Below are 21,571 nucleotides of genomic sequence, written 5' to 3' on the forward strand. Positions count from 1 at the left end.
CGCCCTGACCGCCCCCCACCAGCCACGCTGAGCGCTACCCGACACCCCACCGTCCCGGGCTGAAGGTGGTGGTCGGCGGCCTGCCGTTCCGGGTTGAGGGCGGTGGTCGGCGGTCCGCTGTGCCGGGCTGAGGGCAGCGGGTGGCCTGCCGTGCCGGCTTCAGGACAGCGGGCGGCCTGCCGTTCATCTGCGTCAGCGGCCCGCCCGTTCCCCGGCCAGGCCGGACACCTGCTTGAACCCGGCAAGCAGTGTGTGCACCCGCACCTCCCGCTTCCTCTAAAGGACCTCAGCCCCCGGCTGCCGTCAGTCGGGAGGTGGTGGGTGCGCCCGTACCCCCTGAAGGGCCTCAGCCTCTGACCACCGTCGGCTGGCAGGCGGGGGGTGCGTCCGCAGCCCCCGTTCCTCTTCTCCTCGAGGACCTCGGCTGTTGACCGTCGGCGAGTACGGGGCGGTGGGGTCAGCTGATGGTGTAGCCGAAGAGGCCGGTGCCGGTGGTCAGGGGGCGGAACCTGCCGAGGGTGAGGCCGGACTTGCGGCGGCCCGGGGTGTACATGACGACGCCCTGCTCGGGTGAGGCGGCCACGAGGGCGTACAGGGGACGTCGCTCGGAGAGGGGGCGGTGGCGGGCGCCCAAATCCGGCACGACCGCCACCGAGGCGCCGAAGTCGCGGCCGCGGCCCTTGACCAGCAGGTTTCCCTGGCGCGTCAGGCCGCCGGCGGGGCGGCCGGTGAGCACCTGGACGCTGTTCTCGCCGGGGACGCCGACGGCGAGCTCGTCGAGGCCGTCGCCGTTGAGGTCGCCGGCCGCCAGCGACGCCCCGAGCCGGTCGAAGTAGCGGGGCCGCCCGTCCAGGGTGTTCTGCGACCACGCCTCCGCGCCCCCGCCGCCGATCCCGCTCCGGGAGCCGTACAGCACGTGCACCATCCCGTCGCCGTAGTCCATCGCCCGCTGGTTCGCGGTGATGCCCTCGCCCGGCACGCCGACGGCCAGGTCGGCCCGGCGGTCGCCGTTGAAGTCCCCGGTGGCCAGGGCGGAGCCGAACCCGTCCCACTTCTCGGCGGCCCCCGCGATCCCCGGCGAGCTCTGCGTGAACTGCCGCGCCCGCTCGCGCCGCACGTCGATCACGGTGACCGAGCCCTGCCCGTCCTTCGCCACGGTGTCGGACGGCGCGCCGACCGCGAGCTCGGCGCGGCCGTCGCCGTCGAAGTCCCCGGTGGCCAGCGCCGCCCCCCACTGGTCGGTGACCCTCGCCGCCTGCCGCACCCACGACGTCCTCTGCGTGATCTCGTACGGCTTGCGGCCCTTCATCCAGTACACGGTCACCGACCCGCCGGCGCCCCGGCCGGGCGCGCCCACGGCCAGCTCGTCCCGGCCGTCCCGGTCGAAGTCGCCCGCCGCCAGCGACGCGCCGAACCGGTCGCTGGACGGCTTCGGCAGCCGCAGCTCCCGCCCGGCGACGAGCCCGTCCGGCGAGCCGTCGTAGATCTGCACGACCCCGTTCCCGTCGGCGCCCGGCGTCCGCCGCCCGGTGAACTCCTCCGACACCCCCACGGCCAGGTCCGCGCACCGGTCGCCGTCGAAGTCGCCCACGGCCAGCGCCGAGCCGAACGAGTCGCCGGGCTCCGCGCCCTCCTGGGTGAGCACGGTCTTCTCGCCGGAGCCGTACAGCACGGTCACCGAGCCGGCCCGGGAGCGGTCGTACGGGGCGGCGATGGCGAGGTCGGCCCGTCCGTCGCCGTCGAAGTCGAGCGGCCGCCCAGCGCACGAGGAGGCCGCCGCGGGCGTCGTACCGGAGACGAGGGGAAGCAGCAGACAGGCGGTGAGCAGCACTTTCATACTCGCAGTAATGACCAGTCAGGTCGAACCGTGACTGAACGGCACGAGAACACGCCAGGAGGTCCGGATGCACATCACGCTCCGCGCCGGGACGATCACGGGCCCCCGAGGCGGGAGGCCCGCGCACACCGGCCTTCCCGGGTGCGGGAACGTGCCAGGATAGACGGGTGGACATCGACCTCGCGGATCTCGACTTCTGGCGTAAGCCGCTCAAGGAGCGGAATGAGGCGTTCGCCCGGTTGCGTGAGCTGGAGCATCCGGTGTTCTTCCCGGAGAAGAAGGTGCCGTTCCTCCGCTCCGGCAAGGGTTTCTACGCCCTCGTCCGCCATGCCGACGTGGTCGAGGCCAGCCGCAACGCCAAGGTGTTCTCCAGCGAGCCGGCGGTCACCAACCCCGAGCCGCCGGGCTGGGTCAAGCAGGTGTTCGGCGAGTCGATGGTCAACATGGACGACCCGCGTCACGCCCGCCTGCGCCGCATCGTCACCCGCTCGTTCAGCCCGAAGATGCTGGCGGGCCTCCAGAGCGACATCGAGGCCGCCTGCGCCCGCATCGTCGACGACGTGATCGAGGAGGGGCCGCGCGACTTCGTCGGCCAGGTCGCCGCCCGGCTGCCCATCCACGTCATTTGCGACATGCTCGCCATCCCGCAGGAGCTGCGCGAGCAGGTCCACCGCCACGTCGACATCTCCACCGCCTACACCGGCGTCCGGCCGAGCCTGGCCCGCAGCGTCCAGATGGCCGGCCAGAACATGCTGGCCCTGCTCGCCCTGCAACGCATGGTGATCAAGCTCGGCCACGAGCGCGCCGCCGACCCCAAGGGCGACCTGGTCTCGCTGCTCGTCACCGCCAACCCCGACGGCGAGAAGCTCACCGACAAGGAGCTCGGCTCGTTCTTCTCGCTGCTGCTGGTGGCGGGCAACGAGACGGCGCGCAACACGATGGCCCACGGCATCAAGCTGCTCACCGACAACCCGGCGCAGCGCGAGCTGCTGATGAGCGACTTCGACGCCCACATCAACAACGCCATCGAGGAGATGGTCCGCTACGTCTCGCCGATCATGCAGTTCCGGCGCACGGTCACGCAGGATCACTCGCTGCGCGGCCTGGAGCTGAAGAAGGGCGACAAGGTCGTGCTCTTCTACGGCTCGGCCAACCGCGACGAGTCGGTCTTCCCCGACGCCGACGCCTTCGACATCACCCGCGACACCAAGCCGCACGTCGGCTTCGGCGGGCCGGGGCCCCACTTCTGCCTGGGCGCCAACCTGGCCAGGCAGGAGATGCGCACGATGTTCCGCGAGCTGCTGACCCGGCTGCCCGGCGTCCGCTCCGTCGGCGAGCCCGAGCTGCTGCTGTCGAACTTCGACAACAGCGTGCGCAGCCAGCCCTTCACGTTCTAGTCGTCGTCCCCGCCGGCCAGCACGTTCGTCCGGATCGTGACGAACGTGATCAGCGCCGCGACCGCCATCATCCCGGCACTGACCAGCATCGCCGTCCTGTATCCGGCGCCGAACACCGCCGGGTTCTGGAAGGCGTCGCCCACCAGCCCGACCAGCGGCGGCACGGCGGCCACGGCCAGGAGGCTGCCGGTGCGGGCGACGGCGTTGTTGACGCCGCTGGCCGTGCCCGCGTGCCGCTCGTCGGCGGTGGCCAGCACGGTCGCCGTCAGCGGTGCGACCGCCGCCGACAGCCCCAGCCCGAAGACGGACACCGCGGGGATGACGTGCAGCGCGTACGACGAGCCGTCGCCGATGGTGCTCATCAGCAGGAACCCGACGCCCGCCACGAGGATGCCGATCGTCATGAGCAGGCGCGGGCCGACGCGGCGGGCCAGCTCGCCGGCCCGGGCCGACAGCAGCAGCATCAGGATCGTCGTGGGCAGCATCGCCATCCCGGCCGCGATGGGGGAGAAGCCGGAGACGACCTGCAGCTGCACGACCAGCAGGAAGAACACCACGCCCATGGCCGCGTACATGATCAGCGTCACCACGTTCACCGCCGTGAACACGCGGTCACGGAAGATCTCCACCGGCACCAGCGCCTCGGGCGACCTGCGCACCTGCGTGACCACGAACGCCGCCGCCAGCGCCGCCCCCACCAGCAGCGGCACGGGCGCGCCCTGCTGGATGAGCCCGTAGGTGAGGCCCGCCAGGGCCAGCGCCGCCAGGACCGCGCCCAGCACGTCGAAGCGTCCCGCCGCCTGCTCGTCCCTGCTCTCCGGCACGTGCCGCAGCGTGAGCACCACGATGACCACCGCGAACGGCAGGTTGATCAGGAACGCCCACCGCCACCCGGCCGTCTCCACCAGCCAGCCGCCCAGCAGCGGCCCGACCGCGCTGGCCACGCCGCCGAGCCCCGACCACACGCCCACGGCCCTCGGCCGGTCGTGCCGGACGAACGACGCCTGGATGAGGGCGAGCGAGCCCGGCGTGAGCAGCGCCCCGCCGACGCCCTGCAGGGCGCGGGCGGCGATGAGGAACTCGATGTTCGGCGACAGCCCGCACAAGGCCGAGGCGACGGCGAACCACACGACGCCGACGAGGAACACGTTGCGCCGGCCGTAGCGGTCGCCGAGCGAGCCGCCCAGCAGGATCAGCCCGGCGAGGGTCAGGGTGTAGGCGTTGACCGTCCACTGCAGGCCGGCCATGTCGGCCTCCAGCTCCCGCCCCAGGAACGGCAGCGCCACGTTCACCACGGTGCTGTCGAGCAGCGCCAGTCCGGAGCCGAGCACGGTCGCCGCGAGAATCCACCGGCCGCGCGCCGACTTCAGCACGACATGCCCGTCGGCGCGGACCTCTTCCGGGGGGTTCGTCATGGGGGCAATCCTGTCACCGCCCCGCGAACCGCCCGCGGCGGGGCACGTCAGGAGTCGAGGTCGGACAGGTCCTCGCCGGTGAGACGCAGGCCGGCGGCCCCCATGTTCTCCTCCAGGTGCTCGACCGAACCCGTTCCGGGGATGGCCAGGGTCGCGGGTGAGGCGGCGAGCAGCCAGGCGAGCGCCACCTGCGCCGTCGTCGCCCGGCGCCGCGCCGCGACCCGCTCCAGGCGGGCGTGGTCGATCGGGTCGCGGCCGCCGCCCAGTGGGAAGAACGGCACGAACGCGATCCCGGCCGCGGCACACTCCGCCAGCACCGAGGCCGACCCGCGATCCTGCACGTGGAAGGCGTTCTGCACGGCCGCCACCGGGGCGATCGCGCGGGCCTCGGCGAGCTGGGCGGCGTCGACGTTGCTCACGCCGAGATGGCGGATCAGCCCCTCGTCGCGGAGCTCGGCCAGGGCGGCGAAGCGCTCGCCGATCGACTCGCCGCCCGGCCCGCTCATCGCCCCGACCCGCAGGTAGACCAGGTCGAGGCGGTCCAGCCCGAGGCTGATCAGGTTGTCCTCCACGAGGGCGCGCAGCTGGTCCGGCTTCGCCTGCAGGCTCGGGATGCCCCGTTCGTCCAGCAGGGGCCCGACCTTGGTGGCGATCACCAGGCCGTCGGGGTACGGATGCAGCGCCTCGCGGATCAGGTCGTTGGCCGCCACGCCGTCGCGCCGGTAGAACCAGGCGGTGTCGATGTGGTCGGCGCCGAGGTCGGCGGCCCTGCGCAGCACGGCGATCCCGGTCTCGGGGTCGCGGGCGGGGCCGGTGAGCGAGTTGCGGGCCAGGCGCATGGCTCCGAAGCCGAGCCGGCGCACGGGCAGATCTCCGCCGATCGAGAACACGTCGTTGGTCATGCGGCCAGCCTCGCCGGTCAGGCGGGCTCGGCCCAAGGCGATGGCAGCTTCCTGCCATATACTCCGCGAATGGTCATCACCGTACGCGGAGACATCGAGCTCGTCGCGCGCGCGGGCCACCTGTTCGAGGGCGTCACGCGCGAGTTCGTGTGCGCCGCGCGCGACCTGTCCACGTGGGCGCAGCCGCAGGCCCGTGAGGCGGTCAGACGGCGGATGGCCTGGTCGCCGGGCGGCGTCGGCGTGCGCAAGCTGCTCAGCCCCGCCGCGCTCGCCGGCGAGGAGTCGCGGCGCCACCTGCGGCTGCTCGCGGCGCGCGGGGTCCAGGTGCGCATCGCCTCGCGCCCTCTCCCGTACGAGACGATCGTCATCGACCGGTCGTACGCGATCATGGCGGGCGATCCTGCGGCGGGGGTCAGGGAGTACACCGTGACCGACGAGCCGGCGCTCGTCGGCGGCGTCTGGTCGCTCTTCGACGGGGTGTGGGAGGCGGCCGTCGAGCTGGAGGCGTACCTCGGCACGGACCGGCCCCACCTCGACGACGCCGAACGCGCCGTGCTGCGCACGCTGAGCCTCGGCCGCACCGACGAGGCGGCGGCCCGCACCCTCGGCGTCTCCCTGCGCACCTACCGGCGGCGCGTGGCCGCCCTGATGGCGGCGCTGGAGGCGGAGACCCGCTTCCAGGCCGGGAAACGCGCCGGCGAGCTCGGCCTCACGAGCTGAAGGCGAGGGCGCGGAGCACGAACTCCGACACCAGCTCCCCGGCCCGCTCGACCGTCACCTCACCGCTGATCAGCGGCACCCGCTCGGCCCCGATCACCGCGAGGATCATGCGCGCCGTGGCCGGAACGTCGAGCGCCCGGAAGTCGCCGGAGTCCATGCCGCTCTCCAGGATGTCCACCAGGATGCGCTGCATGGGCGCGACGTGCTCGGCGAGGCGCTGGTAGGCGTCGGGACCGAGCGCCGCGCTCAGATCGGCCGCCCCCGGATGGGGATGGGCGACCAGCCCGGCCAGCTGGAGCCGGACGAACGCCCGCAACCGGTCGGCGGGCGAGGCCCCCTCCGGCAGCTCCCGCTCGTAGCCTTCGATGAAGTACTGCGTCACCCGCTCGGTGAACGCCAGCAGCAGGGCCGCCTTGTCGGGGAAGTAGTTGTACAGGACCGTGCGGGTGATGCCGGCCTCGCCGGCCACGTCGGTCATCGAGATGGCGTCGATGCCCTGCACCCGCGACAGCCGTGACACCGCCTGCAGGATGCGGTCACGCGTCTGGGCGCGGTGTTCACCGATGGTGGCGGCCGAGATGCGGGGCATAAGGCCCATCGTAGGCCGGTCGCCGCCGCCGGTAACCCCTGTGAGGGGTCAGGCGGCGGCCTTGACGGTGTGCATCAGCTCGGTCAGCACCTCGGTGTTGAGCTGGTAGGCCAGCTTCACCTCGCGGATCATGCGGTGGCGCTCGCGCTCGTCGAGCTCCAGACCGAGCGTGTCGAGCCGGGAGCGGTAGTCGTTCTTGAACCGGGGCAGGCTGCCCAGCTCGTCGAAGAAGTAGAAGTCGACGCCCCCGCCCTTGGGGTAGCCGTAGATCTTCTGCAGCTCCATCCTGATGAACTGGCCGCCGGACAGGTCGCCCAGGTAGCGGGTGTAGTGGTGGGCGACGTAGCCGGCCGGCCAGTCGGCGACCTGCTGGATGCGCGCCACGAGCGTGCGGGTGGACTTCGACGGCGCGATGCGCTCGCGCCAGCCGGGGCCGTAGATCGTCGTCAGGTCCCGCTCCAGCGCCGGCTCGCGGAACAGCTCGGGGAAGACGAACCGGCCCGCCACCGGGTGGCCGGCCAGCCGGCGGGAGACGCCGTCGAGCGCGGCGTAGGCGAAGTAGTGCTGGGCGACCATCTGGCCGTATTCGTGCTCGCTCAGGCGGCCGCTCATCAGCGCCGAGAGGTAGCTCTCGGACTCGGCGTCCTCGTGGTCGGCCCAGGTGGAGTTCCGCAGGGTCTCGGAGAACGGTGTGGTCACGGCGCACCTCAGGTCGAGCAGACGTTTATGACGAAGTGTCACAAACGCCGGCGAGCGGCGTCAAGACGATGACGACACCATGTCAGCAAAATGCCGTCCCCCTCCTGTCTACCCCAGCGGGACGAGTGGTAGCCCCGTGGCGCGGATCACCGCCGCGCTTCGGCGAGCCGGGCGATGTCCCAGCTCGGCCGGCCGCCCGGCCGTTGGAGAAGCCCCCGGCCACCCACCATCGAGACGAACGCACGACCTCTTACGATGCCCGTTCGGCGAAGTGGCAGGCGGCGTAGTGGCCGCCGACCGCCTCCAGGACGGGCTCCTCCTCGGCGCAGCGCGGCGCCGCCTTCCAGCAGCGCGTGTGGAAGCGGCAGCCCGGGGGAGGCGCCACCGGGCTCGGCGGATCGCCCGCCAGCATGATCCGCGAGCGCCCCCGCAACCGCGGCTTCGGCACGGGCGCCGCCGACAGCAGCGCCATCGTGTACGGATGCGCCGGCGCCCCGTACACCTGCCCCGCCGGTCCCAGCTCCGCCAGCCGGCCCAGGTACATCACCCCGACGCGGTGCGAGACGTGCCGCACCACGGCCAGGTCGTGCGCGATGAACACCAGCGCCACCCCGAGCGTCCGCTGCAGCTCGGCGAACAGGTTGACCACCTGCGCCTGCACCGACATGTCCAGCGCCGACACCGGCTCGTCGCACACGATCACGTCGGGCTCGGTGGCCAGGGCCCTGGCGATGCCGATGCGCTGGCGCTGCCCGCCGGAGAACTCGTGCGGGAACCGGTTCATCCGGTCGGGCGACAGGCCCACCAGCGTCAGCAGCTCGCCGACCCGCTCGCGCATGGCCCGCGCGTCCCGGGCCAGCCGGTGCACCCGCAGCGGCTCGGCCACGATGTCGTGCACGGTCATGCGCGGGTTCAGCGAGGTGAGCGGGTCCTGGAAGACCATCTGGACGCGGCGCCGGATGTCGCGCGGCACCCCGCCCCTGGCGAAGAACGGCCGGCCCCGGAAGGTCACCTCGCCCTGGTCGGGGCGTTCGAGGCCGACGAGCATGCGGGCGAGCGTGGACTTGCCGCACCCAGACTCGCCCACGATGCCGAGCGTCTCACCGGCGTGCAGCTCCAGATCGACGCCCGCGACCGCGCGCACGGCGCCGCCCCGGGAGAGCATCCCGCCGCGGTAGGTCTTGTGCAGCCCCGACGCGCGCAGCACGGGCTCCCGCCCCGGGACGGAATCAGGCGAGGGCGGCATCGAGCATCTCCTCCGAGTGGTGACAGGCGGCGTACCGGCCGGAGCCGGCCGTCAGGGGGACCAGCGGCGGGCGGGTGGTGCGGCAGAGCTCGCTCGCCCGGTCGCAGCGCGGCGCGAACGAGCAGCCCGGCGGCACCTGCGCCGGGCTGGGCGGCGCGCCCGGGATGGCGCGCAGCTCCGAGGCGGGCGCGTCCAGGTCGGGGATCGCCGCGAGCAGGGCGGCCGTGTACGGATGGGCGGGCAGGTCGTACAACTCGCCGGCCTCGCCGCTCTCCACGATGCGCCCGGCGTACATCACCGCCACCCGGTCGCTGACCTCGGCCGCCACCCCCAGGTCGTGGGTGATGAGCAGGACCGCGGTGCCCAGCTCGCGCCGCAGCCGGTCGATGAGCTCCAGGATCTGCGCCTGCACGGTCACGTCCAGCGCGGTCGTCGGCTCGTCGGCGATGATGAGGTCCGGCTCCAGCGCGACCGCCATGGCGACCAGGATGCGCTGACGCATGCCGCCCGAGAACTGGTGCGGGTAGTCGTCGACGCGCTTGGCCGCGGCCGGGATGCCCACCAGCGTCAGCATCTCGATCGAGCGCGCCCGCGCCTCCTTGCGGGAGACGCCCAGGTGCACCCGGAACAGCTCGCCGATCTGGTCGCCGATGCTGAGCACCGGGTTCAGGGCCGACAGCGCGTCCTGGAAGACGAGCGTCATCGCGCTGCCGCGCAGTTCGCGCCGTTCCTCCTCCGACATGGCGAGCAGGTCACGCCCGCCGAGCCGGGCCGCCGCGCAGCGCACCTGCGTGCCCGGCCGGTCGAGCAGACCCATGATCGCCTTCGCGGTGACCGACTTGCCGGAGCCGGACTCGCCGAGCAGCGCGAGCGTCTGGCCGCGTTCGATCGTCAGGTCCACCCCGCGTACGGCGGGGATCTCGCGCCCCTGGGCGGTGAACGTGACGCGCAGGTCACGGATCTCCAGGACCGGTGGTTCGCTCACCGCGCCCCCTCCTCCATTGTGACGAAACCGTGCGTTCGATACGCCAGTCTTGCCGGAAAACAACTTGAGTATTGCCTTTAATGCCCGATCCTGGCATGCTTCCGGCAATCGGACAAGAGGGGATGACAAGTGCTGGAAGCCGCGAAGACCTACAAGGGCTACCGTTCGTATGAGTACCTGGAGGAGGGGGTCGACTACCGCCGCTTCGACCTGGCGCCCGAGCTCGGACGCGTCCCGGCGTACCAGGGGCCCGAGCTCACCACCGAGCAGACCGAGCGGGTGCGCCGCCTGCTCACCGACAGCCTGGTCGTCTCCCTGCACGACCACCCGTCGATCTTCCCCGACGACATCCGGCAGACCGTCGAGTACAACCGCACGGCCCGCCACCACACCGGCTACGAGGGCCTGGCCCGCTCCGGCATGACCGTCGTCTTCGACAACCTCATGGACGGCACCTGCTGCATCACCAGCCAGGCCGGCTGGAAGTGGAACGACGTGGTCGCCGACATCGGCATGCGCCTGTCGGACCTCGCCCACCAGGACTTCGTCGTCAAGGTCGAGCGCCTGGCCGACGTTCACCGGGCGCACGCCGAGGGCCGCCTCGGCCTGGTGCTCGCCCTCGAGGCGGCCACCATGATCGAGAACGAGGTCGACCGCATCGACATGCTGTACGGCTTCGGCGTACGCCAGATGGGCATCGCCTACAGCGAGGCCAACACCCTCGGCAGCGGCCTGAAGGAGCGCGGCGACGGCGGCCTGACGCTCTTCGGTGAGCGCGCCGTGCGCCGCATGAACAAGCTCGGCATCGCCATCGACGTCTCCCACTCCGGCGACCAGACCTCGCTCGACACGATCCGCCACTCGACCAAGCCGATCCTCATCACGCACGCCGGCGCCCGCGGCGTCTGGCCGACGAACCGGATGAAGCCCGACTCGGTCATCAAGGCGGCCGCCGAGCGCGGCGGCGTGATCGGCCTGGAGGCGGCCCCGCACACCACCCTGTCGCCGGACCACCCCCGCCACAGCCTGGAGTCGGTGATGGACCACTTCACCTACTGCGTGGACCTGGTCGGCATCGACCACGTGGCCTTCGGCCCCGACACGCTCTTCGGCGACCACGTGGGGCTGCACGACACCTTCGCCGAGCACCTGTCGCTCAACGAGGCCCACGGCGGCGTCTCCTACGAGAAGGTGCCGTACGTGGACGGTCTGGAGAACCCGGCCGAGTGCTTCTGGAACATCATCGCCTGGCTGGTCGGCCACGGCTACTCCGACGACGAGATCGCCAAGGTCGTCGGCGGCAACGTCATGCGCGTGCTGGAAGAGGTCTGGATCTGATGCGACGTGGAGTCCTGCTGGCCGCGCTGGCGGCCCTTACCCTGAGCGCCGCCTGCGCTCCCAGCGTGCCCGGATCGTCCGGCTCCGCAGGCGCACAGCAGCCGGCGTCCTCCGACCGGCTCACCATCGGCACCACCGCCGACGTGCTCAACTACAACCCGCTGGTCGGCAACAGCCGCACGGACTCGTGGGTGACCAACCTCATGTACCCGCACCTGACGCAGATGGACATGTCCGGCAAACGGGTGCCGTACCTGGCCACGGAGTGGTCGTACGCCGAGGACGGCAAGAGCGCCACGGTGACGCTGCGCGACGACATGAAGTGGTCGGACGGCAAGCCCGTCACCGCCGACGACGTCGTCTTCTCGGTGATGACGGTGAAGAAGGAGAACTTCGGCGTGGTCGCCGGCCTCATCACCGCCCTGGACGAGGCCGTGGCGGTCTCGCCCACGCAGGTGCGCTTCGACCTCACCCGCCCCGACGGCACGTTCCTGGACAACGTCGGCTTCTGGCTGCCGGTCGTGCCCAAGCACGTGTTCGAGAAGGCGCCGAGCGTGCAGAAGTTCGCCAACGACTCGAACTGGGTGAGCGCGGGGCCGTTCAAGCTGACCAAGGTCGAGCGCGGTCAGCGCTACGTCATGGAGCGCGTCGACGGCTTCGGCCCCGGCGCCCCGGCGGTCAAGGAGGTCGTCTTCCGCGTCTTCCCCGACGTCAACACCGAGGTCCTCGCGCTCCGCAACGGCGAGATCGACGTGATCGGCAACGTCCTGCCGCCCGCCACCGCGGCCGAGCTGAAGAACGACCCCAGCGTCAAGCTGGAGCAGATCCCGTCGCTCGGCTGGGCGCACCTGCAGTACAACGTCAAGCGCAAGCCGCTGGACGACGTGCGGGTCCGCCAGGCCCTCGCGCACGCCGTGGACTACGAGGCGATCAGGAACATCGCGCTCAAGGGTTACGCCAAGTCCAGCAACTCCAGCGTGCTCACGCCGTCGCTGCCCGAGTGGACCGACCCGTCCGCGAAGGAGTACGCCTTCGACCCCGCGCTTTCCAAGCAGCTGCTGGCGCAGGCCGGGGTGAGCAATCTGAGCCTGAGCATGATCTACGACCAGGCCGACCCGAACATCGCCCGCTGGGCCCCCATGGTCCGCGACTCGGCGAAGCAGGCCGGGATCACGATCAAGCTCCAGGGGCTGGAGCGGAACACGTACGTGGACAAGAGCCTCAACCACGACTTCGACATCTACGCCGGGTCGTGGGCCATCATGGACAACCCGCCCGCGAACCTGGGCCTGGCGTTCAAGACCGGCGGTTACATCAACTACGGCCAGGTCAGCGACCCCGAGCTGGACGCGCTGATCGACAAGGCGCAGAAGGCGCTGAGCGTGGAGGAGGCCAAGCCGCCGATCCAGGAGGCCGCCCGGCGCATCCGCGACCAGGTCTACGACAACGTCCTGTACGTCGAGACGTTCAACATCGCGCACAGCGTGAAGTGGACCGGGTTCAAGCCGATGCCGAGCGAGCTGCTGTCCATCGTGAACCCGCTCTCCCTGGCAGCGGCGAAGCCGGCGGGCTGATCCCATGCGCTTCATCGGCCTCCGGCTGGCCCGCGGCCTGCTCACCCTGTGGTTCGCGGTCACGGTGACGTTCTTCCTGGTCCGCCTGCTGCCGGGCGACCCGGTGACGGCCGTGGCCGACCCGAACATGACCGAGGCGCTGCGCCAGAAGCTGCTGGCCGACTTCGGCCTGGACAAGCCGCTAGGGGCGCAGTACCTCGACTACCTCGGGCAGCTGCTGCACGGCAACCTCGGCATGTCGTTCCGGCAGTCGATCCCCGTGACGACCGTGCTCATGGAACGGCTGCCGTGGACGCTGATCCTGACCGGCGCGGCCATGGTGGTGACGATCGTGCTGGGCATCCCGCTCGGCGTGCTCGCCGCCACCAGGGCCAGGGGCTGGGTGGACCGGGTCATCCAGATCACCGGGGTGACCGCCCAGTCGCTGTTCGTGCCGAGCGTCGGCATCTTCCTCATGTACCTGCTCGGGGTGTGGCTGCGCTGGTTCCCCATCGGCGGCGCGGTCGACCTCGACGCCACCGGGTTCGCCGCCACCCTCAGCATGCTGCACCACCTGGTGCTGCCCTGCCTGTCGCTGGTGCTCATCCAGCTCGGCGGCTACGTGCTGACGATGCGGACCACGCTCATCGAGGCCCTCGGCGAGGACTACGTGTCGCTGGCCAAGGCCAAGGGCGTGCGCCCCGGCACGGTCGTGTGGAAGCACGCCCTGCGCAACGCGCTGCTGCCGACCACCACGATCGCCGGCCTCCAGCTCGGCACCCTGGTCGGCGGCGCCGTCCTGACCGAGACCATCTACGCCTACCCGGGCGTCGGCCGCGCCATCTACGAGGCGGTCGGCCAGCTCGACTTCCCCGTCCTGCAGGGCGCGTTCGTGCTGCTCGCGGCGGCCGTGGTGGCCGCCAACCTGATCACCGACGTCGCCTACGGAATCCTCGACCCCAGGGTGCGCACCTCATGACCGCCGCCGCCGTCGAACTGACCCCGCGCCTGCGGACCTGGTCCGCCTTCCGCCGCAACCCGCTCGGCGTGGGCAGCGCGATCGTGCTGCTCCTGCTCGCGCTCGTCGCCGTCTGCGCGCCGATCATCGCGCCCTTCCCCGAGGGGTACGGCGCCGACACCTCCCAGCCGCCCTCGGCGGCCCACTGGTTCGGCACCGACGACATCGGCCAGGACGTCTTCGCCCAGGTCGTCTGGGGCACCCGGGTGAGCATGGCGGTCGGCGTCAGCGCGTCCGTGCTGGCCATCGTCATCGGCCTTCTCATCGGGGTCAGCGCCGCGTACTTCCGGCGCCTGGACACGCCCCTCGGCGTGCTGGTGGACCTGTCGCTGTCGCTGCCCGTGCTGCCGCTGATGATCCTGGTGGCGGCCCTGGCAGGCCCCAGCGTGCGCACGCTGGCCGTGGTCATCGCGCTGTTCAGCTGGCCCGAGGTGGCCCGCGTGGTGCGCTCGCAGGCCATGGCGATCGTGCCCATGCCGTTCGTGTCGGCGGCCAAGGTCGTCGGCGGCTCGTCGTTGTGGATCGTCCGCAAGCACCTGCTGCCCGGCGTCGTCCCCGTCGTCGGCGTGTCGGTCGTGCTCACCACCTCCCGCGCCGTGCTCGCCGAGGCCGGCCTGTCCTTCCTCGGCCTCGGCGACCCGAACAGCTGGTCGTGGGGGACGATCCTGCACAAGGCGCAGCAGTCGGGCGCGCTGGCCACCGCGTGGTGGACCACCTTGTTCCCGTCGCTGGCCATCCTGCTGCTGGTCGTCTCCACGACGCTGCTCTCGGTGGCCTACAACGACGCCCGCGACCACAGGAACTCCTCGTGACCTTCACCCAGAGACTGCCCGCCGCCTTCTACGACGCCGCGATCGAGCGGGTCCGCGCGGAGATGACCGCCGACGGCGTGGTGGCTCTCGTGCTCGACGACCCGCTCGACGTCGCCTACCTCACCGGCTTCCACCACTTCCCGAACGAACGGCCGGTCGCCTGCTGGCTGCCGCTGACCGGCGACCCGGTGCTGCTCGTGCCCGACCTGGAACGCGAGTACGCCGCCGACCAGCGGGCCCGCGCCGAGATCCTGGCCTACCCCGAGTTCCCGGGCGTGCGGTCGCCGTTCGCGGTGCTCGCCGGGCACGTACGCGCGCCGGACGCCGCCGCGTACGCGCCGTCCACCAGCGTCGCCCGCGCCGCCGCCCTGGCCGAGGCGTTCCCCGCCACCCGCTGGAGCGCCTCCGGCGCGGTCGGCCGGGTGCGGCTGCGCAAGCTCCCCGAGGAGGTCGCGCTGCACGAGGAGGCCGCCCGCATCGCCGACGAGATGCTCGCGGCCGGCGTCGAGCTGGTCAGGTCGGCCGTCGAGTCCGGCGATGAGCTGCCCACCGAGACCGAGCTGGCCTCCCACGTCATCGCCCACGGCTCCCGCCTCATGTACGCCCGCCACCAGGACGTCGTCGTGGTGCCCATGCTGACCGGCGGCCTCGTCTACGGCGGCCCCAACTCCGCCCAGCCGCACCGGCTGCCCGGCGGCGACCGGCTGCGGGCGGGGGAGACGTTCATGCTCTCGCTCGGCTGCGCGGTCGGCGGCCGGTTCGTGGAGAGCGAGCGCACGTTCGTCATCGGCGAGCCCACCGCGCGCCAGGCCCGCTACTACGCGGCCGTCCGCGAGGCGCAGCAGGCCGGCACCGAGGCGCTCGTGCCCGGGATCACCTGCGAGGAGGCCAATCGGCGCTGCCTGGCGGTGATCGAGGAGGCCGGGCTCGGCGAGCACATCCGGCACCGGCAGGGCCATGGCATCGGACTCGGCTTCCACGAGCCGCCGTGGTTGTCCGACGGCGACGCCACCGTGCTGGCCCCCGGCATGATCCTGTCCAGCGAGCCCGGCGTGTACGTGCCCGGCCACGCCGGATACCGCATCTCCGACACCGTCCTGGTCACCGAATCGGGCCCGCGCCGGCTCACGGCGTACCCGCGCGAGCTCACCGACGTGGTCATCTGAAAGGAAGACCTGTGTTCATCGACATCAACGGCACCTCGCTCAACGTCGAGATCCTCGGCGACGGCGAGGAGACGATCATCGCCCACCACGGCGCCCCCGGCCTCGGCTCCCTCGCCGAGCCCAAGGCCAGCTTCGGCCGGCTCGCCGACGCCTACCGCGTGGTCGTCTTCGACGCCAGAGGGTCCGGCGCCAGCGGCCAGGACGGCCCGTTCACGCACGAGCAGTGGGTGGCCGACGTCGAGGCCCTGCGCGCCTGGCTGGGCGCCGAGCAGGTGGTCATCGCCGGCGGCTCGTACGGCGGCTTCATCGCCATGGAGTACGCCGCCCGCCACCCCTCCCGCGTCGGCGCGGTCGTGCTCCGCGACACCTCCGCCGACAACGGCAACCAGGAGCTCGCCGTCCGCAACGCCGCCGCCTCCTCGCGGGTGACGATCGACCAGGACAAGCTCGACCGCATCATGTCGGGCACCGTGCGCGACGACGACGACCTGCGCGACTGCTGGCGGGAGATCCTCCCCCTCTACGACCACGACTACGACCCCGCCAAGGTCGAGGAGCGCGTGGCCGCCACCCCGTACCACTACCGGACGCACAATCACGCCTTCGCCGTCAACCAGCCGAACTACGACATCAAGCACCTCCTGCCGTCCATCACCGCGCCCACGCTGGTCACCGTCGGCCGGCATGACTGGATCACCCCCGTCGAGTGCAGCCGGACCATCGCCGAGCTCGTCCCGAACGCCGAGCTGCGCGTCTTCGAACGTTCCGGGCACTCGCCGCAGGTCGAGGAGGCCGAGCTGTGGGAGGCCACCGTCCGCGACTTCCTCGCCCGCGCGCTGCCCGGCAAGGTGCGGGAACGGCACTGAACGCGCGATGATGCCCCCGATGGACGATCTCGACGACCTGGACCGCAAGATCCTCGCCGCGCTCCACGTGAACGGCAGGGCCAGCTGGACCGACATCGCCCAGCTGCTCGGCACCTCCACCACCACGGTGGCGCGGCGGGCCCAGCACCTGTTCGGCGCGGGGCTGGCCCGGGTGGCGGTGCTGCCGCACCTGGAGCACGAAGGGCCGGTGCACGTGTTCATCGTGCGCCTGACCTGCGCGCCGGGCAGCCAGCTGAGGGTCGCCGGGATGCTGGCCGCCAACCCCGACATCCGCTACGTCACGGTCGTCACGGGCGCCTACGACATCGTGTTCGAGCTCGTCGCGCCCAAGCACCGCGACCTGTACTCGATCCTGGTCGACTTCGTCCAGGCCATCCCCGGGGCCCAGCAGAGCAACGCCGACCTGGTGCTGCACACCTACAAGGTCAGTTACGACTGGAGCGTGCCGGTGCTGGGGGAGCGGGCGGCGCCGTTCGCGCTGCGGCGGCCCGCCCACACATGCGAACGCGGCCACCTCGACGACGTCGACCGCGAGGTGCTCACCGCGCTGCGCGACGACGGCCGGGCCAGCTTCCAGTCGGTCGGCAGCCGGCTCGGGATCAGCGAGAGCACGGCGCGGCGGCGGCTGGAGGCCATGCTGGAGCGCGGCTGCGCCACGGTGACCACGTTCATCCCGGCCGCCGCGCTCGGCTACGAGGCCGAGATCCTCTTCTGGCTGTCGGTCGAGCCGAGCATGCAGGACAGCGTGGCCGAACGCCTGTCCGGCGAACGCGGCGTGCGGATGATCGCCTCCACGCTGGGGCAGGCGTCGCTGATGTGCGAGGTCATCATGCCCACCACGGCCGACCTGCACCACTTCACCTCCCGCACGCTCGCCGCGGTGCCGGGCATCCAGTCGTGGACCGCGGGCGTGCAGATCCTGACGGTCAAGCGCGGCTTCCTCATGGTGCCGTGGGCGGAGTCCCGCATCGCGGCGGCCCTGAGCCGGTCCGAAGGGGGTGCGTGACCGCCCTTCCCGTCAGCCACGGGTCGATGACACCACGTTGAACGGCATCTGAGGGGAGTGGTCACGGAAAACGCACACTAGGCTCCGGTGTGATGTCTCCGCAGGTGAACGGCTCGTCATGCCGGCAGGTCCTGGTGCCCCGGACCGTCGTCGTGCCGGCGTCCGGCCGTACCGAGAAAGAGCAGGACAGACCATATGGAGCAGAAGACCAGGCCGCGCCGGCGGAAAAGAGCGCGCGCTCACCGTCGCGTCGCCGCGCGAGGTGGGCGGCGTACGACCCCGGCCTGGTCTGCGAGGTGAGCGCTGAGGATCAGCAGAGATTCCTGCAGCGCTATCGGAACCTGGTCCGGCTGCAGTCGGAGGCGGTATGGGTGACCGACTCCACGGGCGCGGTGAGCGAGCCGAGCGTCGGCTGGCAGCGGCTGACCGGGCAGTCATGGGAGGAGCACCGCGGCCACGGCTGGCTGAGCGCCGTGCACCCCGACGACCGTGCGTCCGCCAAGAAGATCTGGGTCGCGGCGGTGGAACGGCAGAGCGAGCTGGACCAGGTCTACCGCCTGCGGAGGCCGAACGGCGACTACCGGCATGTGCGCGTACGCGGCATACCCATCGTCGACGGCGGCGAGATAGTCGAGTGGGTCGGCACCATCGCCGACATCGAGCAGGAGTGGCAGGAGCGCCGGCACAGACTGTGGCTCGACCAGGTCGCCGCGGCGACCGTGAACCTCGCGGACCTGGAGGAGGTGCTGCGCGCGCTGGCCGACGTGATCGTGCCCAATCTGGCCGACGGGTGTGGCATCTACGTGCTGCCGGAGATCGATGACCAGCCCGTCTCCCTCCCTCTCGTCGCCGTGCTCATGGCCGGCATCGTGCCGGAGGGCGCGAAAGCGCCGGCACGCCAGGAGGTGTTCGACGCCGACTCCGACTTCGTCACCGCCGTCAAGATCCGGCGGCCGGTCCACCGGACCTTCCCCAAGGGGAGCCCGCCGCCCGGATCCGTGCCGCCTGCCGTCAACGGCGAGCCGGAGGTCAACAGTTTCGCCCTGGTGCCCCTGGTCGTGGACGGCGCGGTGGCGGCGGTGGTGCACGCCGTGGTCGTCGGGGACCGCGAACCCCTCAGCGCGGCGGACATCGAGCTCCTCGGACGGATGCTCGACCACGCGCGCCCTCATCTGAGCAACGCGATGCGCTTCCAGCGCACCCAACGCGTCGCGCTGGCCCTGCAGAAGTACCTGCTGCCGGATCCACCGCGGGTGCCGGGCCTGGAGATCACCGCCCGTTACTGCGCGAGCGCCACCGCCGCGGAGATCGGCGGCGACTGGTACGACTCCTTCGTGCTTCCGGACGGTTCCATGGTCCTGGCCATCGGTGACGTGGCCGGGCACGATCTGACCGCCGCCGTCACCATGAGCCAGGTACGCAACGCGCTCAGGGGTCTGGCGATCGACCGAAGGGAGCCTCCCGGGGACATCCTGCGGCGTCTGAACGTCGCCACCGAGATCCTCTACCCCGAAGACACGGGCACCTGCGTCCTCGCCCGCCTGGAGGAACAGGACGACCGGGCGTGGCAGCTCCACTACTCCGTGGCCGGTCACCCGCCGCCCCTGCTCGTCACCCATGACGGTGCGGCTCACTACCTCGAGGAGGCCGTCAATCCCGTCCTGGGCGTGGGTTACGACATGCCGCGCGCGAGCAGTGTCGCGATGTTGCCGCCCGGCAGCACGCTGCTGCTCTACACCGACGGCCTGGTGGAAGTGCCCGGAGAGCACCTCGACGCGGGGCTCGAACGACTGCGCCGCGCCGCCGCCGACCTGGCCCGCGCCTCTTTGGACGCCTTCTGCGACGAACTGCTCTGCCGCCTGCCCATGGCCCGCAAGGACGACATCGCCGTCATCGCCGTACGCCTGCCCGACACGTGAACCGTCTCGCACGGCTGCCCGCCGTGCCTGCGGTGCTCCCCCTCCAAGAACGGGCGCATCGTGGGGATCGGCCCGCACCATTCAACGGCGGCCACCCATGGCACGCGCGACATCGACGTCGGCCGGCCCGATCGGCTCGACGGAGACCCCGCCGAATCACGCCGTGACGGCCTCGGCCCACTGCGACACCCGATAGGCCGCCCGAGCCTCGGGTGGGACCGCCGCCTCCCTCGCCGGGCTCGCCGATGCCCACCCAGCCGCGCCCGGACGGCTCGAGGGCCACCTTCCGCAGTCGGTGGGTGAAACTCAAACTTCCGGCTGGTAGATGTCAGTGTCCTTGGACATAGGGGAAGACCTGGCTGAAGTCGCGGGCAGCGAGCCGGTCCCGGCGGATGCCGAAGATCAGGATGCCCCCGTCTCCGAAGATCATCCCGTTGTCCTCGTCGAGCTGGAGTAGGCTGACCCACTGGGAGGCCTCCGCCGCGAAGCCGGGATCGTGCGGCCTCAGCCCGGCCGCGAACGCGGCCACGGCCTCGATGGGCGACTGCAGGGCGTCGGAGTAGCCGCCGACCTGGTGCGCACGGCCACCCTCCGCGTCGGCGAAGTCGGCGAGCATGTCGGCGAACACCTCCCAAGGTTCGTCCCCCACGACACGGTCCCAGAACTCATCGCCCAGCTCGACCAGGTCGTCATGGCCACGCGTCGGCCAGGTGGCCACGGTCTCGGCAGCGAGCGGGACCTCGGGGAACACCCGCGCCTCCGGGGGCAATACGGGCACCTCGTACTCGGGCACACGTATGGCGTCAGGAGGCAGCATGATCACCTGCGCGGCCGTGCTCTCCCAGGTGGCGAAGAACAACAGCGTGCCCTCGGCGGGCAGGTCGATGTCCGACTCGTAGGCGGCCAGCGCCGCGCAGTCCAGCTCGGCGAGGAACTGCATCGCAGGTCCACCGTCGCCGGCGCGGGGCCACGGCATCCCCTCGGGCAGCCGGGGCAGGCCGCCCAGTCGGCCCACCGTGGTCTCGCCCTTCCCGGCGATGGACAGCCGGATGGCCGGACGGGTCAGGGCGAGGAACGGCTCGGCGAGCTCCTCGGGTAACAACTCCCGGACGTACTCTGCGAAATCAAGCATCCAGTCCTGCATGCCGCCCATCCTGTCCCGACCTGATCTGGAACGGAAACGGAGGCGAGCTGCCTGGCGAGCCCTCTCCTTCATGCGGCCGCTACTGGCCGGAGTTCTCCAGCTCGGCCGGCGTCTGCCGCGCCCGCTCGGTGAGCCGCGCGATGTTCCCCTTCAGGTGCCGGGGCGGACGAGGCCGGTTTCGTAGGCGTACACGATGGCCTGGGCGCGGTCGCGGAGGCCGAGTTTCGTCAGGATGCGGCCGACGTGCGTCTTGACCGTCTGCTCGGCGACGAACAGCTTGTCGGCGATCTCCTGGTTGGACAGCGCCTGGGCGACCAGGGCGAGCACCTCGCTCTCCCGGTCGGTCAGCTCGGCCGGTCGCCTGCCCGAGACCGGCCGGGTCGCGCCCATCCGGGCGAACTCCGTGATCAGCCGTTTGGTCACCGCGGGGGCGAGGAGCGCGTCGCCGGCCGCGACCACGCGGACGGCCTCGGCGAGCTGCGCGGCCGACGCGTCCTTGAGCAGGAAGCCGCTGGCCCCCGCCCGCAGCGCCTCGTAGACGTAGTCGTCGAGGTCGAACGTCGTCAGGATGAGCACCTTCGGCGCCGGGGCCTCACACGACAGGAGCTCCCGCGTGGCCTCCAGCCCGTTCATCACCGGCATCCGCACGTCCATGAGCACCACGTCGGGACGCAGCTCCGCGGCCCGCTCCACCGCCTCGCGCCCGTCACCCGCCTCGCCCACGACCTCGATGTCGGGCTGCGTGCTCAGGAACACGGTGAACCCGGTCCGCACCATGCCCTGGTCGTCGGCGATCAGCACCCGGATCACGTGACCTCCCCCTGCCCGGCGGGCAGCCTGGCGCGTACTTCGAACCCTCCGCCGGGCAGCGGCCCCGCCTCCAGTGTGCCGCCGAGCAGCGCCGCCCGCTCCCGCATTCCGACCAGCCCTTGCCCACC

20 protein-coding genes are annotated in these 21,571 nt (G+C 71.6%); 10 read left to right on the plus strand and 10 right to left on the minus strand.

What is annotated here, in order from left to right; genetic code table 11:
- Positions 1 to 457: 457 nt before the first annotated feature.
- Positions 458 to 1,837, minus strand: a complete 1,380-nt coding sequence (locus C1J01_RS29795) for an FG-GAP and VCBS repeat-containing protein (RefSeq protein ID WP_111182297.1) — start codon at positions 1,835 to 1,837, stop codon at positions 458 to 460.
- A gap of 167 nt (positions 1,838 to 2,004) precedes the next feature.
- Between C1J01_RS29795 and C1J01_RS29800 the strand changes: the two genes are divergently transcribed.
- A complete protein-coding gene (locus C1J01_RS29800) occupies positions 2,005 to 3,234 on the plus strand; it encodes a cytochrome P450 (protein WP_111182298.1) in 1,230 nt (409 codons plus the stop codon).
- Here C1J01_RS29800 and C1J01_RS29805 read toward each other — a convergent pair.
- Together C1J01_RS29805 and C1J01_RS29810 are read right to left on the minus strand one after the other, a co-directional pair.
- Positions 3,231 to 4,649 (minus strand): MFS transporter, encoded by a 1,419-nt coding sequence (locus C1J01_RS29805; RefSeq protein WP_111182299.1) that lies wholly within the window; start codon positions 4,647 to 4,649, stop codon positions 3,231 to 3,233. The genes C1J01_RS29800 and C1J01_RS29805 overlap by 4 nt on opposite strands.
- Positions 4,650 to 4,696: 47 nt before the next feature.
- The gene (locus C1J01_RS29810) at positions 4,697 to 5,551 is read right to left on the minus strand and encodes an oxidoreductase (protein ID WP_111182314.1); all 855 of its coding nucleotides are present in this window, start codon (positions 5,549 to 5,551) and stop codon (positions 4,697 to 4,699) included.
- A gap of 69 nt (positions 5,552 to 5,620) precedes the next feature.
- Between C1J01_RS29810 and C1J01_RS29815 the strand changes: the two genes are divergently transcribed.
- On the plus strand, positions 5,621 to 6,271 hold the full coding sequence (locus tag C1J01_RS29815) for a DNA-binding response regulator (RefSeq protein WP_111182300.1): 651 nt from the start codon (positions 5,621 to 5,623) through the stop codon (positions 6,269 to 6,271).
- On the opposite strand, the gene C1J01_RS29820 is transcribed toward C1J01_RS29815, so the two are convergent.
- The 4 genes from C1J01_RS29820 to C1J01_RS29835 form a co-directional block, all read right to left on the minus strand.
- Positions 6,261 to 6,860 (minus strand): TetR/AcrR family transcriptional regulator, encoded by a 600-nt coding sequence (locus tag C1J01_RS29820; RefSeq protein WP_111182301.1) that lies wholly within the window; start codon positions 6,858 to 6,860, stop codon positions 6,261 to 6,263. The two genes, C1J01_RS29815 and C1J01_RS29820, sit on opposite strands and share 11 nt — an antisense overlap.
- A 48-nt stretch (positions 6,861 to 6,908) precedes the next feature.
- Complete coding sequence (locus C1J01_RS29825) at positions 6,909 to 7,559, minus strand: biliverdin-producing heme oxygenase (RefSeq protein ID WP_111182302.1); 651 nt, start codon at positions 7,557 to 7,559, stop codon at positions 6,909 to 6,911.
- Between the two features lie 250 nt (positions 7,560 to 7,809).
- Entirely contained in the window at positions 7,810 to 8,805 is a 996-nt protein-coding gene (locus tag C1J01_RS29830; RefSeq protein ID WP_111182303.1) for an ABC transporter ATP-binding protein, read from the minus strand.
- Positions 8,789 to 9,790, minus strand: a complete 1,002-nt coding sequence (locus tag C1J01_RS29835) for an ABC transporter ATP-binding protein (RefSeq protein WP_111182304.1) — start codon at positions 9,788 to 9,790, stop codon at positions 8,789 to 8,791. Before C1J01_RS29835 ends, C1J01_RS29830 begins: the two co-directional genes overlap by 17 nt.
- A gap of 129 nt (positions 9,791 to 9,919) precedes the next feature.
- Between C1J01_RS29835 and C1J01_RS29840 the strand changes: the two genes are divergently transcribed.
- From C1J01_RS29840 to C1J01_RS29875, 8 genes are all read left to right on the plus strand, one after another.
- The gene (locus C1J01_RS29840) at positions 9,920 to 11,128 is read left to right on the plus strand and encodes a dipeptidase (protein ID WP_111182305.1); all 1,209 of its coding nucleotides are present in this window, start codon (positions 9,920 to 9,922) and stop codon (positions 11,126 to 11,128) included.
- Positions 11,128 to 12,702 (plus strand): ABC transporter substrate-binding protein, encoded by a 1,575-nt coding sequence (locus C1J01_RS29845; protein WP_111182306.1) that lies wholly within the window; start codon positions 11,128 to 11,130, stop codon positions 12,700 to 12,702. The genes C1J01_RS29840 and C1J01_RS29845 overlap by 1 nt, the downstream gene beginning before the upstream one ends.
- A gap of 4 nt (positions 12,703 to 12,706) precedes the next feature.
- Positions 12,707 to 13,660, plus strand: a complete 954-nt coding sequence (locus tag C1J01_RS29850; RefSeq protein ID WP_111182307.1) for an ABC transporter permease — start codon at positions 12,707 to 12,709, stop codon at positions 13,658 to 13,660.
- Positions 13,657 to 14,511 carry an ABC transporter permease gene (locus C1J01_RS29855; RefSeq protein WP_111182308.1) on the plus strand — a complete coding sequence of 285 codons (855 nt, stop codon included), beginning with the start codon at positions 13,657 to 13,659 and terminating at the stop codon, positions 14,509 to 14,511. The genes C1J01_RS29850 and C1J01_RS29855 overlap by 4 nt, the downstream gene beginning before the upstream one ends.
- Positions 14,508 to 15,677 carry a M24 family metallopeptidase gene (locus C1J01_RS29860; RefSeq protein WP_220040165.1) on the plus strand — a complete coding sequence of 390 codons (1,170 nt, stop codon included), beginning with the start codon at positions 14,508 to 14,510 and terminating at the stop codon, positions 15,675 to 15,677. The genes C1J01_RS29855 and C1J01_RS29860 overlap by 4 nt, the downstream gene beginning before the upstream one ends.
- Positions 15,678 to 15,688: 11 nt before the next feature.
- Positions 15,689 to 16,543, plus strand: coding sequence for an alpha/beta fold hydrolase (locus C1J01_RS29865; RefSeq protein WP_111182309.1), 855 nt, complete (start codon positions 15,689 to 15,691; stop codon positions 16,541 to 16,543).
- 19 nt (positions 16,544 to 16,562) lie between these two features.
- Complete coding sequence (locus tag C1J01_RS29870) at positions 16,563 to 17,570, plus strand: Lrp/AsnC family transcriptional regulator (RefSeq protein WP_181449032.1); 1,008 nt, start codon at positions 16,563 to 16,565, stop codon at positions 17,568 to 17,570.
- Positions 17,571 to 17,662: 92 nt separating this feature from the next.
- Positions 17,663 to 19,489: a SpoIIE family protein phosphatase gene (locus C1J01_RS29875; protein WP_111182311.1), complete on the plus strand. Its 1,827-nt coding sequence runs from the start codon at positions 17,663 to 17,665 to the stop codon at positions 19,487 to 19,489.
- Between the two features lie 328 nt (positions 19,490 to 19,817).
- On the opposite strand, the gene C1J01_RS29880 is transcribed toward C1J01_RS29875, so the two are convergent.
- The 3 genes from C1J01_RS29880 to C1J01_RS54160 form a co-directional block, all read right to left on the minus strand.
- On the minus strand, positions 19,818 to 20,621 hold the full coding sequence (locus C1J01_RS29880; protein ID WP_181449033.1) for a YwqG family protein: 804 nt from the start codon (positions 20,619 to 20,621) through the stop codon (positions 19,818 to 19,820).
- 162 nt (positions 20,622 to 20,783) lie between these two features.
- Positions 20,784 to 21,443 (minus strand): response regulator, encoded by a 660-nt coding sequence (locus C1J01_RS29885; RefSeq protein ID WP_111182313.1) that lies wholly within the window; start codon positions 21,441 to 21,443, stop codon positions 20,784 to 20,786.
- Positions 21,440 to 21,571: ATP-binding protein (locus C1J01_RS54160; protein ID WP_500048207.1), on the minus strand; the 132-nt coding region annotated here is incomplete at its 5' end. The genes C1J01_RS54160 and C1J01_RS29885, both read right to left, overlap by 4 nt.

This window comes from Nonomuraea aridisoli, assembly GCF_003236395.1.
Classification (GTDB): domain Bacteria; phylum Actinomycetota; class Actinomycetes; order Streptosporangiales; family Streptosporangiaceae; genus Nonomuraea; species Nonomuraea aridisoli.

Coding starts and splice junctions, on each gene's coding strand:
- C1J01_RS29805 (WP_111182299.1), bottom strand. CDS start 4,649: ATGACGAACCCCCCGGAAGAGGTCCGCGCCGACGGGCATGTCGTGCTG.
- C1J01_RS29845 (WP_111182306.1), top strand. CDS start 11,128: ATGCGACGTGGAGTCCTGCTGGCCGCGCTGGCGGCCCTTACCCTGAGC.
- C1J01_RS29870 (WP_181449032.1), top strand. CDS start 16,563: ATGGACGATCTCGACGACCTGGACCGCAAGATCCTCGCCGCGCTCCAC.
- C1J01_RS29820 (WP_111182301.1), bottom strand. CDS start 6,860: ATGCCCCGCATCTCGGCCGCCACCATCGGTGAACACCGCGCCCAGACG.
- C1J01_RS29795 (WP_111182297.1), bottom strand. CDS start 1,837: ATGAAAGTGCTGCTCACCGCCTGTCTGCTGCTTCCCCTCGTCTCCGGT.
- C1J01_RS29880 (WP_181449033.1), bottom strand. CDS start 20,621: ATGCTTGATTTCGCAGAGTACGTCCGGGAGTTGTTACCCGAGGAGCTC.
- C1J01_RS29855 (WP_111182308.1), top strand. CDS start 13,657: ATGACCGCCGCCGCCGTCGAACTGACCCCGCGCCTGCGGACCTGGTCC.
- C1J01_RS29875 (WP_111182311.1), top strand. CDS start 17,663: ATGTCTCCGCAGGTGAACGGCTCGTCATGCCGGCAGGTCCTGGTGCCC.
- C1J01_RS29810 (WP_111182314.1), bottom strand. CDS start 5,551: ATGACCAACGACGTGTTCTCGATCGGCGGAGATCTGCCCGTGCGCCGG.
- C1J01_RS29830 (WP_111182303.1), bottom strand. CDS start 8,805: ATGCCGCCCTCGCCTGATTCCGTCCCGGGGCGGGAGCCCGTGCTGCGC.
- C1J01_RS29850 (WP_111182307.1), top strand. CDS start 12,707: ATGCGCTTCATCGGCCTCCGGCTGGCCCGCGGCCTGCTCACCCTGTGG.
- C1J01_RS29815 (WP_111182300.1), top strand. CDS start 5,621: ATGGTCATCACCGTACGCGGAGACATCGAGCTCGTCGCGCGCGCGGGC.